Raw genomic sequence first — 11,110 nt, 5'->3', positions numbered from 1 at the left:
TTTGAATAGTCAAGACCGTTAGTTAAATTTATAGAGTTATTACGGTTGTTTTGTGAAGATTTTAATGCTACACTGATATCACATATATCTAGTTTGAATAGGAACACACTGAACCATTATATTGATAGTATCAGTGAAAGAATAGTAGAGATTTGTGAGCTAGACTCTCAATTTAAAGGGGAAGTTGAAATTGATGAGAGTTATTTCGGCCCTAGGCATCAAAAGGGTAAAAGAGGAAGAGGAGTCTCAGGTAAAACAATAGTATTTGACATATAAAAAAAATTGAAAAGTATACACGGAGATAGTACCAGATGTTAGCAGAAAGACGCTCCTGGCAATTATTAACGGTAAGATTAAGAAGGAAAGTATTATTTATTCAGATAAATGGAGAGGATATAACGTTTTAGTTGATCTTGTTTATAAAAAGCATTATAGACTTGACCATGGAAAGCATGAATATGTTAATGGGAAAAGTCATATTAATGGTATAAAGGGTTTCTGGGGCTGTGCAAAATCAAGATTGGCTAAATTTAAAGGTGTGAAAAAAGAATACTTACTTTTACATATAAAAGAATGTGAATTTAGATTTTATTTTCGTAATGAAGATTTATATAAAATGATATTAACATATTCTTAAAGAAAAACCTCTAAACTAGTCAAGACCCTTAAAGAAATATCATAATGTTTAGTTTACTCTTAGCCATTGTTCCTTCCTTATGGTTTTATAAAATTGTCGTTATACACTAATCCTAATGAATCTGTTTTTGTTATAATAAACAAATTGCCCACATGTGCAGGAAACATGAAGCCATTATCTTCAGTAAGACATAATTTCCTTTCATTACCGCCGCATATTTGATCTCTAACCCATACAATTTCAAGGTCCTTATCAATTTTTATTAACTGAGGTCCACCACAGATAAATGAGCCATCCTCTAATGCAACAACATTAGAATTACCCAATGCATAGTTCCCACCTTCAAGCTTGAAATTTACTGTTGTGCCATTCTCATCCAATAACCAGAAAAGTCCCATTTTTGTGTTACCCAAATAGGCGTCGCCAACTGCTAATATTTTATTATCATTCGTTTCTGTCATTGTAATGCATCTGTCTTTATCAGTAAATTCATCATATGTTCTTGACCAGAGGAGATTGCCCATTGGATCGAGTTTCATTATATAAGCATTTCTATTACCATCACCATATAGATCAACAAAACCACCTAAGACAAGATTTCTATCAGAAGTTTCTATTGATGTAAGTAAATTCACTTTTGTAGATTCATTAAATGAAAATGTTTTACTCCAAATTACCTCTGCCGATTCACTGAGTTTTTTTACAACTAACTCACTGAAATCAATTGATTTTCCTCCAAGTAGTATACAGCGATCGCTGGTACTTTTCATTGTATATGGACAGAAGTCGATATGAGGTTTTATCCACTCAAAAGTTCCTCTTGAATCTCGTTTAAGAAGATACCTGTTTTCTGTAAATCTTTCCCAGCCAGAGCATAAAAATCCTTCGTCACTCGTCATTGCAAAAGTCAATGTTCCTGTATCAAGATAGTCTTGAACTGTCCAAATAGTATTACCATTTTGATCGATCTTCATCATAAAACCCCAGCTACTTAATGTACTCTGATCTACAAATTCATAGAATCCCCCAAGCACATATCCGTCATAACATTTGATTAGTTTTCTCACACTATATGTTTCGTACTTGGAATTCCAAACATCAAAAGGATCATATTCTTTTACCCATGTATCCTGTGCGAAAAATTGAGATGGAAATATAATTATACAGAGGAGTAAAATTATGAAAGGCTTGACCCTCAAAAGAATCAATGTACCAGATCTCTTAGCTTCTTTCAAAGAATCCCCTTTAGAATTTTTTAAAATTTAATCCAAATCATGACTAAGTTAAAATATGAAGGTAGGATGGATTTTATGTGTCAAGTTTTTTCTCAATTACCCGGAGTGTGAAAAATTGGTGGAGAAGAAGGGACTCGAACCCTCGACCGCAGCATTGCGAACGCTGTGCTCTCCCAGCTGAGCTACTTCCCCACATGTTATTGTGCTGTATTTCTTATATGTACCTTTCAATGTCAACAAACTGATCAAATAGAGCTATTCCTTGAGTTTATTTATCAGTTCTTCCTTTGTTTCCCATAGTTTATTCGAAAGCGATACATGATAGTAATGCGGATTCACAAATCGTTTTACACCAGGGTCGAGACGCTCGATATCTTTTTTTCTCGTCTCCCGTATTTCTTCTAAGGAAGGCGTATCGTAAACAAGTTTTCCATTTTTCAAAATATCTATTTGCAGTTCTTCAATATTGGAAATGTCTTTCTTAAGCAGCGTTCTGTGCTTTGTATGTTCCACAGGATGACGGATTGTGATTTTATCTCGATGAGGGATATCTTCATCATAAAGGGCTATAAGGTCGGCAGTTGCCTTATTGCGCGTGTCATAGATGCGCCAGATCTTTTTATGTCCGGGATTGAGTATTTTTTCTTTGGCACCTGAGATTTTCATCGCAGGGAAAAACTCACCTTCTCGTTCAATTGCCACAAGTTTATAAACTCCGTCGAGTGCTGAGTACCCTTCTGAAGTGATCAGCCCGGTTCCCACGCCATAGACCAGACGATTGATCAGATTATCCGAATCAACACCATTCTGGGCGGCTTCTTCTTTGATTTGAGTGACGATTTGCCATATAACGAGTTCGTCTAACGCATTCGAGAGAACAATTGCTGTATCTGAAAATCCCGCCTTATTGAGCATTTTCGCTGAATGGATTGCTAGATAAGCTAGGTCGCCGGAATCTAATCTAATGCCGACCGGTTCATGTCCCTTATTTCGAAGTTCCTCAAATACCTTTATTGCATTTGGTAGTCCACTTTCAAGCGTATTGATCGTGTCCACAAGAAGTAAACAGTCATCAGGATAGACATCTGCGTACGCCCGAAATGCATCGAGTTCGGTCATGCCAAGAGCCATGTAGGCCTGTACCATGCAATGTGCATGCGTCCCCCGTGGAGGACTCCCAAGGGAATATGATATACCTGCATTTGATGAAAAATCTGCTCCACCAATAAGTGCAGCACGAGTTCCTGCGAGTGAACCGAGACCTTGTGCCCGTCTCAATCCGAACTCAAGAAGCGGTCTTCCTTTTCCTGCAACGTTGATCCGGGCAGCTTTTGTTGCAACTAAGGTTTGATAGTTTAGAAAATTTAACAGGGGTGATTCAAGGATTTGCGCAACAGCAAAGGAACCCTCGACCGTTGTAAGGGGGACATTGGGATGCACAACTCTGCCTTCTGGTACTGCCCGAAGAGAGATACTGTCGAAATTGCCATACTCAAGAAGATATTGTAAAAATGCTTCATTAAAAAGAAGTTTTCCGCTTTTTCTCGCTTTGTGTTTGCGCAGGTATTGAATATCCTTTTCACGAAAACGGGCATCCTTCATCCAATCGAGAAGCCATTCCAGCCCAGCGTTTATGCAAAAACCAGCTTCATGTTTTCCGTAATTGGGATTCTTCCTATAAAAATGGTCGAATTGCACCTTTTTATCATGCAAACCATGTCTGAAATACATCTGCGCCATCGTAATCTGGTACATGTCGGTAAACAGGATACCTTCTGCGATGCGTCGTTGAGCTCTGTTCATATATTCTCCAGAAACTTATCAAATTTTTAGCAGTGCTAATATAACAACCACAACTACAGCTGCTGCAATATAGATCAACCTTGTTTTTCTGACTCGATTCCAAGCCTTTTCATTAAAATAGTATTTATCCCCGGAACATTTCACCATAATTGCTTTTGAGACCATTGCACGGAATATGTGCGATTCGGAAAGCCCGAGTTCAGCTAGGGACTTTGCTTTATCAATCGATGTGCAATCCTGGGACAAGAAGCAGGAAATTATTCTTTTCTGCTTTATAATAGGTAATGTTGGGGTTATTGTATTCATGAATACTATCCTTATTTATAGAGCTCTAAGAATTTCTTGAACTCTTCTTCATTCAATATCGATACTTTGTGCTGCCGAGCCTTATTCAGTTTTGATCCCGGATTTTCACCTACAACTACATAATTCGTATCCTTACTCACACTCGATGTTGCATGAGCACCGAGATCTTCAACAAGTTTCTGTGCTTCACTTCGAGTCCAATTATGAAGCGTACCGGTAAAGACGAATGTAAGTCCCTCAAGTGGAAGTGCGTGCTCCCCTGTTTTATAGACTGGATTCTGGAGAGTTAGACCTGCATCCTTGAGACGTTCGATCTGCAAAAGATTTTGATCTTGTGAAAAGAAAGCGATAATGCTGTCTGCAACTTCCGGTCCGATCTCGAAGATTGAAAGAAGCTGATCTCGGGTTGCATTCCTAATGTCTGAAAGTGTTTTGAAGTTTTGAGCAAGCACCCGTGCCAGATGATCTCCAACGTTTGGTATGCCAAGCGCAAAGATAAATTTCGACAGTGTCTGCGTCTTGCTTTTTTCGATCTCGTCGATAAGGTTTTGAGCTGATTTGTCCGCGAATCCATCGAGATTGATAATATCATCTTTTGAGAGATAATAAATTGATGATATGCTGTTTATAACTTGTGCATCAAGGAGTTGTTGCACTTTTTTATCACCTAAGCCCTGAATGTTCATTGCCGATTTTTGCGTGAAATGGATGATTCGTTCCCTGATTTGTGCAGGACAAATGATGTTCGTACATCTAGCTGTTTTTTTATCTTCACTCATGAACACCGAGCTTCCGCAAACAGGACATCGATCAGGCATAACAAAAATATTTTCATTGCCTGTTCTGTCTTCTTTGATCGGTTTAACAACATACGGGATAACATCACCAGCTCGTTCAACGAGAACTGTATCACCGATCCGGATGTCTTTTCGCTCGATCTCACTTTGATTATGCAATGATGCTCTGCTGACCTCTACACCACTGATTCGTACTGGTTTAAGAATTGCAACTGGTGTGAGTTTGCCAGTTCTTCCTACTTGAACGATGATATCTATTAATTTCGTTGTAGCTTGCCGTGGTTTGAATTTATATGCTACAGCCCAACGAGGGTCGCGTTCTCTATAGCCAAGTTTATCCCTTTCAGAGAGTGAATCTACCTTGAATACCACACCATCGATCTCATAGGGAAGATTATCTCGTTTCTCGGTCATTTCAGCATAATATTTCAAGGCTTGATTGATGCTTCTGCATTGACGGGATTCAGCTAAGTTAACTTTCAACCCCCATGCCTTAAATGCAAGAAGTTCTTCCCAATGTGTAGAGAATGTACATCCGTCACAGTCGAGGATTTCATACAGGAAAACATGGAGTGGTCTTTGAGCTGTTATGCGGGGATCGAGTTGACGCAATGAACCTGCTGCTGCATTTCTTGGATTGGCAAAAGGATCTTCTCCATCTTTTTCACGTCTTGTATTGAGTGCATTGAATTCATCCAGGCGCATATAGACCTCACCCCGTATAGCGATCATTCGGGGGATTGGAATTTCATCATGTCGAAGTTGAAGCGGGATTTCCTTTATTGTCTTAATGTTTGCGAGAATATCCTCTCCTGTATAACCGTCACCTCGTGTTGCAGCAGTTGTGAGGAGCCCTTTTTCATAAATAAGTTCTACGGAGAGTCCGTCGTATTTTGGTTCTGCAACATATTCCACTGAAAGTTCATTAAGAATTTTTTTACAGCTATCATCAAAATTCAAAACTTCCTCATCATTGTAAACTGCCTTTAAGCTGAGCATCGGTTTAGGATGAGTGACAGTTCCAAGTTCTTCATTAACTTGCCCACCAACCCTTTGTGTTGGCGAACTCGGAATAATCAGATCGGGGTATTTGTTTTCCAATGTCTCAAGCTGCTGCATGAGCTCATCATATTCTGCATCAGAAATAATTGGATCATCGAGAGCATAATACCGGTATTCATGATACCAGAGTGCTTTGCGGAGCTTTTCTATCGCTTCCTCAGCAGCGCTTGAAGAACCGATTTTCTGTATGTCGATTATGGGTTTGATGAAGTTCTTATCTGGCATTTTATTCGAGATAAATCCTTTCAAAATTTATAAATATGAGCCGTCATTTAACATCTTGAGGATGGGAAAAAAACTGTCAAAATAAATAAAAACAGGGAGTGCATTGACTCCCTGTAAAAATCAATTGAAGTTATATTATTTGAGTAACAGGCATTTATTCAGACCTACTATCTGATCATCATGCATGATTTGATAGAAGTAAATACCGGGCGCTAAATATTCATTATCAGAATTCATTCCGTTCCATGTAACTGATTTCTGACCGGACTGAACAGGTATGTTTGTAACTAACTCTCCTTTTAGATTATAGATATTTACTTCTGTTGGTTTAGCTGATAATTTTGAAAACGAGATCGTTGTCGAATAAGAAAAGGGATTCGGATAATTCGAAACAAGTGAATGAACCTGAATTTCATTATCTATAGATACAGAATTCTGGTTATAAAATACCATAATTGAAGGATTACCGGAATTGCCCAAAACAAGGTCAGGACTGCCATTTCCGTTGATGTCACCAAAAGCGATCGCTGTTCCAACGCTACTGCAGTCGTATGACCAGGAGGGAACATCTTGAAGAGCACCATTATCATTCATATAAATATTCACGACACCATTAGAAAAATGTATTTCAGCAAGGTCCTGGTCTCCGTCATTGTCAACATCACAGAATCTCAGATCCTGCTGTCCGAAATAAGTATAAGTTGAAATCCATGTAAGCGATAGTGTGCCGGCATTATTGCTGAAAAGCTCGGTCGGATCATGTCCAAGAGCAAGATCCTGCCACCCGTTATCATCAACATCAGCCCAACCAACACCTTTATCTGTGTCGGTGTCTCCTGTTGTCCACATTGGACCTGTTGCAAGAGTACCGCTGTTGTTTTTGTACACGCCGCTTTCAAAATTAGCCCACTTAGAAACAGCAATATCTTCCCATCCATCATGATCCATATCTGCTGCGGCAAGGAAATTCTGGATCGATGTTTCAGAAGACTGCCAAGAAGGAACTGTGTTCAATGTCCCGCTGTTATTCATGAACATATACATCGGACGGTAGGGATCACTAGGACTGTTGCCCTGATTTGCTGTTATCACATCGATGTCGTTGTCATGATCGATGTCTATCGGAAGAGCATAGTTGTTCCAAGCACTACCGCTTTCATTCGAATACCAGCCAGGAGTTGTGCTTGGTCCTGTCAACGAACCAAAATAGATTACGGAAGGGTCCATGCTGTATCCGCCATTTGCTGCAAAAATATCGACGAAGCCGTCTCCATTGATGTCAGCAACCTGAACATCACCCGTTGACACTTCATCATCGGACGTCCATGACGGAGTAGCTTCTAGAGATGAACCTGTATTCAGGTAAATGAAATTATGCCAGTCGTCATACGGTGGGTAACTGTCTGAATGATAGCATCCTACAACGACATCATTATAACCGTCATTATTCATGTCATAAACCTGCAGTCCGCCTACCTGAACACGCATGCTGTTCTGCCAATCCGGTGTTAGGTTGTAGGGAATGTCCCTTGTGGAAAAACTGTTGTTATGGGTATTTGATTGAGACGAATAGGTGTGAGAAAGCTGACCGTCTTCAGATACATCATAATGCCTGATTTTTTCTGCTGTTCCCTCAGCATTACAAATTGAACCGAGAAAAATCCCCATTACAAGAAGTATGAAAAGTTTTTTCATGTGAACCTCCATTTTGCTTTTCAATTATCAAATATTTATTAATTACTTATTATTGTTTCATGAAAAACCGTCAACACATTTTATCACAAATCATGGTGAAATTCTGTAAAGTTTTTGCGATCTTCGTCTCGAGAAGTGTTTCAGCATCGCCTATTGCTGCTTCATAGTTTTCATCATATGGAATAGTACCGAGATAGCAACCTTCGAAGCATTGTTTGGCGTAAGGCATTGCCGGATAGGTCATATTTTCTATAAGGCCGAGGATTGGGATATCTAATTCTTTCAACAGATTAATTGAGTTTCTCACCACCTTTGTTGTGATCTTTGATGGTGTTGTAACCATGCAGAACTCAATATTTTTAATCAAACGAATAATATCCAGGGTTGTATCATTTATTCCAGGCGGCATATCGATAATGAGATAGTCGAGTTCGTCCCAACGTGTAATTGCAAGGAGTTCAAGGATTGCGTTTGTAATATCATGACCTCTCATTGGTGTGCCTTTATCTTGTGTAAAATTTGCAATCGTAATATATGATATTCCATGATATTTTGGTGGGATAATGCCTTGATCTTCATCGGGAAAGCTGAAATCGTGAATACCTAATATCGTATGTGTCGACGCTCCTGTGAAGTCAAGATCGAGAAGACCTACTTTTTGATTTGCTTCAGCAAGGATAAGCGCAAGCAATGATGCAATCGTGCTTTTGCCGATGCCACCTTTACCGCCAGCCACAGCTATGATGCGTCCTATTTTTCCAAGACGATTTTCAACAACATTAATTCTTGGATCCATTACCTTTCTCCTTCAATCGAATCTACCCATATACCCCGACCTTTAACAATTTCAAAATCAGGACTCTTGCATTGCGGACATTTGAGAAATACATGTGCAGTTTCTGGTATAAAATGAATAGATTCTGTTTCATCATCATCGAGTTCTTTTTTTACATCTTCAAAAAGCCATTCGTGAGAACAGTTCAGGCACTTGAAACCTGCCGGTTCAATTTCAAGCTTGCAAACGACATCTTCAAACAGATCTGGTGCTTCTTTCAGAACTTCATGCAATGCCGTATCAAATATTTCACGGGAGATTGTTTGCAATTCACCAATTTTAACAACGATCTCTGTAACTTTTATTAGATTTTCTTCTTTTGCAACCTTTTTTGCAGTTGTGATCACCGCATCTGCCAGTGCCCATTCATGCATATATACTCCTAAAATTCAATTTTTTGTCTTTTTATAAAAAGTAATTACAAATCATAATAACGCGCGATTTCCCAAGGATGAGGTATTTTTCTCATTTCATCAAGATCCTTGCGTTTTACGCGTATCCATTTATGAAGCAGGTCTTCAGGGAAAACATCTTTGAAGGTGAGATACTCATTGTCATGCTTAAGACTATGCAATGCGAACTCAAGCGTATCCGGGAATGAAGGAATTTTTTTCAATTCCTTTGAAGATAGCTCGTACAAATTAGTTTCCAGTGGACCAAATCCTTTCTCAATAGGGTCAATTTGATTTCTTACACCGTCGATACCAGCCATGATCAGTGCAGCAAAAGCAAGATAGGGATTACATGTTGCATCAGTCGGACGGAACTCAAATCTTCGCTCTTCAGGATCTTTTATATATGCGGGTATCCTGATCGCAGCTGATCGGTTGCCCTCGGCAAAAACTGCTTTCGATGGAGCTTCAAGTCCGGCGATCAAACGGCGATACGAATTGGAGGTTGGATTGGATAGTGCAGACAACGAAGCAGAATGGTGAAGAATTCCACCAATGAAATAGAGTGCGTTTTTACTCAATTTATACAGCCCCTTTTCGTCATTGAAAATATTCTTTCCGTTCTTTTTCAAAAACATGTGAATATGCATGCCATTTCCCGCTTCGCCCGGGATGACTTTTGGTAGGAATGAGATAACTTTGCCATGTTTTTTTGCAATTCTGTGGCTTATATTTTTAGCGAGAACTGTTGCATCCGTAGCTTTTTCGACAGGCCCAAATTTGAATTCGATCTCTGCCTGTGATGTGCCGACTTCATGGTGATGATATTTGACACCAATTCCCAACTCTTGCAGTGCAAGAACGATCTTATTTCGTATCATGAAATAATGGTCATTAGGTTCAGAACGGTGATATCCTCGATTTGGTGCAAGACGGTAAATTTCCTCTCCGGATCGAGGACTCGCCATTTCACTGCTTTCTAACCTGTAAGATACTTCACGGTTACTCATGATACTGAAAAGTTCGTCGATTATATTGAATTCCAACTCTATGAGCACCTGAACTTCATCAGCGATTCCAACATCTTTAAGTGCATTAAGCGCTTTTTGTACAATATGGCGCAGATCCTGGGAAAAACTTTCTCCTGTATGCGCATCGTAGACATCACAGAAAAAATATAATATCCTGGATTCCGGCTCAACAGGATCGGTAAATGCGCAATTGAGATCGGGCTTGAATATCATGTCAGAACTTTCAACATTAGCAAAACCAAAATTTGAAGCGTCGAAACCGATACCGTTTTGAACGAGACTTTCTGAGAAATTTCCAGCAGGAATAGTGACATTTCTTAACCGACCTTCGATGTCAGGTACGTAAAATGATACGAAATTCAGCGCATTATTTTTTATAAAATCGATTACTTCTTTGCAATCTCTGAACGAAAGCATACAGCCTCCATAAATCATATTTGGAAAGCAAAAATTTCCCCTCCATATTATCTGTCAAATAAAAAGTTTGTCTTTATTGCAATATGGGATTATTTAGAAGTCCTTTTCCTTGGCTACTTTTTTATTCTCAATAATATTCAACTCACCGAAGACAACATCAGCATTGACCGAAATACATTCTTCACCTTTCACATAAGCTGGTGACACATATGAATTATTTCCGATCGCTGCTACATTTCCTTCGGGTAAATGAGCACTTGCAAATACAGATGAAACCTTTACGATTATTGGAATAATTGGATCAATGAACACATCTCCCTTTCCAAATATTACATTTATTTCATACGATAGCTTCTTATCATCCAGATCCACATCGGTTAGATCGATTGAACCTCGACCAAATAGAATATTGTATTCCTCGTTCTTGTTTGAACTTTTCATATCACTTGAAGAAAATACAACTGTATTTTTGGATGACTTTATTCCAAATGAGCCAAAAAGAATTTTCAATCCGAGATAAATAAATATAAGGGCGATGATGATCGAGAAGACGGGTATTTTAATATTAAAGATTGCATTGAGAATGATACTTAAACCAAAAAGAATAATTACTGCTCCCCAGAAAAAGCTCGTAAATATGAATCCCATTTTCACAGAACCTCCGTGTTATTTAAT

General features: G+C 38.9%; 9 protein-coding genes, 1 tRNA gene and 1 pseudogene. 1 reads left to right on the top strand and 10 read right to left on the bottom strand.

Annotated features, from left to right (window positions below; genetic code table 11):
• Positions 1-30 precede the first annotated feature (30 nt).
• Positions 31-637: pseudogene (locus tag JW794_02150) on the top strand (IS1595 family transposase).
• 77 nt (positions 638-714) lie between these two features.
• Here the strand turns inward: JW794_02150 and JW794_02145 are convergent.
• The 10 genes from JW794_02145 to JW794_02100 form a co-directional block, all read right to left on the bottom strand.
• Positions 715-1,872 carry a hypothetical protein gene (locus JW794_02145; GenBank protein MBN2016926.1) on the bottom strand — a complete coding sequence of 386 codons (1,158 nt, stop codon included), beginning with the start codon at positions 1,870-1,872 and terminating at the stop codon, positions 715-717.
• Between the two features lie 116 nt (positions 1,873-1,988).
• Positions 1,989-2,064, bottom strand: a tRNA-Ala gene (locus tag JW794_02140).
• A 63-nt stretch (positions 2,065-2,127) separates the two neighbouring features.
• On the bottom strand, positions 2,128-3,675 hold the full coding sequence (locus JW794_02135; protein ID MBN2016925.1) for a nicotinate phosphoribosyltransferase: 1,548 nt from the start codon (positions 3,673-3,675) through the stop codon (positions 2,128-2,130).
• 18 nt (positions 3,676-3,693) lie between these two features.
• Positions 3,694-3,981: a hypothetical protein gene (locus JW794_02130; GenBank protein ID MBN2016924.1), complete on the bottom strand. Its 288-nt coding sequence runs from the start codon at positions 3,979-3,981 to the stop codon at positions 3,694-3,696.
• Positions 3,982-3,992: 11 nt separating this feature from the next.
• Complete coding sequence (ligA, locus tag JW794_02125) at positions 3,993-6,065, bottom strand: NAD-dependent DNA ligase LigA (GenBank protein MBN2016923.1); 2,073 nt, start codon at positions 6,063-6,065, stop codon at positions 3,993-3,995.
• A 135-nt stretch (positions 6,066-6,200) separates the two neighbouring features.
• Positions 6,201-7,760, bottom strand: a complete 1,560-nt coding sequence (locus tag JW794_02120; protein ID MBN2016922.1) for a T9SS type A sorting domain-containing protein — start codon at positions 7,758-7,760, stop codon at positions 6,201-6,203.
• A gap of 70 nt (positions 7,761-7,830) precedes the next feature.
• The gene (locus tag JW794_02115; GenBank protein MBN2016921.1) at positions 7,831-8,556 is read right to left on the bottom strand and encodes an ATP-binding protein; all 726 of its coding nucleotides are present in this window, start codon (positions 8,554-8,556) and stop codon (positions 7,831-7,833) included.
• Positions 8,556-8,969 (bottom strand): hydrogenase nickel incorporation protein HypA, encoded by a 414-nt coding sequence (gene hypA / locus JW794_02110; GenBank protein ID MBN2016920.1) that lies wholly within the window; start codon positions 8,967-8,969, stop codon positions 8,556-8,558. The genes JW794_02115 and hypA overlap by 1 nt, the downstream gene beginning before the upstream one ends.
• A 44-nt stretch (positions 8,970-9,013) precedes the next feature.
• Positions 9,014-10,435, bottom strand: coding sequence for a type I glutamate--ammonia ligase (glnA, locus tag JW794_02105; GenBank protein ID MBN2016919.1), 1,422 nt, complete (start codon positions 10,433-10,435; stop codon positions 9,014-9,016).
• Positions 10,436-10,528: 93 nt separating this feature from the next.
• A complete protein-coding gene (locus JW794_02100; GenBank protein ID MBN2016918.1) occupies positions 10,529-11,083 on the bottom strand; it encodes a hypothetical protein in 555 nt (184 codons plus the stop codon).
• Between the last annotated feature and the right edge of the window lie 27 nt (positions 11,084-11,110).

It is taken from the genome of Candidatus Cloacimonadota bacterium (assembly GCA_016932035.1).
Taxonomy (GTDB): domain Bacteria; phylum Cloacimonadota; class Cloacimonadia; order JGIOTU-2; family JGIOTU-2; genus Celaenobacter.
This window is presented reverse-complemented; position numbering and strand designations above follow the sequence as displayed.

Bases quoted from the DNA above. Each gene is read 5' to 3' on its own strand.
- JW794_02135 (MBN2016925.1), bottom strand. From the start codon at position 3,675: ATGAACAGAGCTCAACGACGCATCGCAGAAGGTATCCTGTTTACCGAC.
- JW794_02130 (MBN2016924.1), bottom strand. From the start codon at position 3,981: ATGAATACAATAACCCCAACATTACCTATTATAAAGCAGAAAAGAATA.
- ligA (MBN2016923.1), bottom strand. From the start codon at position 6,065: ATGCCAGATAAGAACTTCATCAAACCCATAATCGACATACAGAAAATC.
- JW794_02120 (MBN2016922.1), bottom strand. From the start codon at position 7,760: ATGAAAAAACTTTTCATACTTCTTGTAATGGGGATTTTTCTCGGTTCA.
- JW794_02115 (MBN2016921.1), bottom strand. From the start codon at position 8,556: ATGGATCCAAGAATTAATGTTGTTGAAAATCGTCTTGGAAAAATAGGA.
- hypA (MBN2016920.1), bottom strand. From the start codon at position 8,969: ATGCATGAATGGGCACTGGCAGATGCGGTGATCACAACTGCAAAAAAG.
- glnA (MBN2016919.1), bottom strand. From the start codon at position 10,435: ATGCTTTCGTTCAGAGATTGCAAAGAAGTAATCGATTTTATAAAAAAT.
- JW794_02100 (MBN2016918.1), bottom strand. From the start codon at position 11,083: ATGGGATTCATATTTACGAGCTTTTTCTGGGGAGCAGTAATTATTCTT.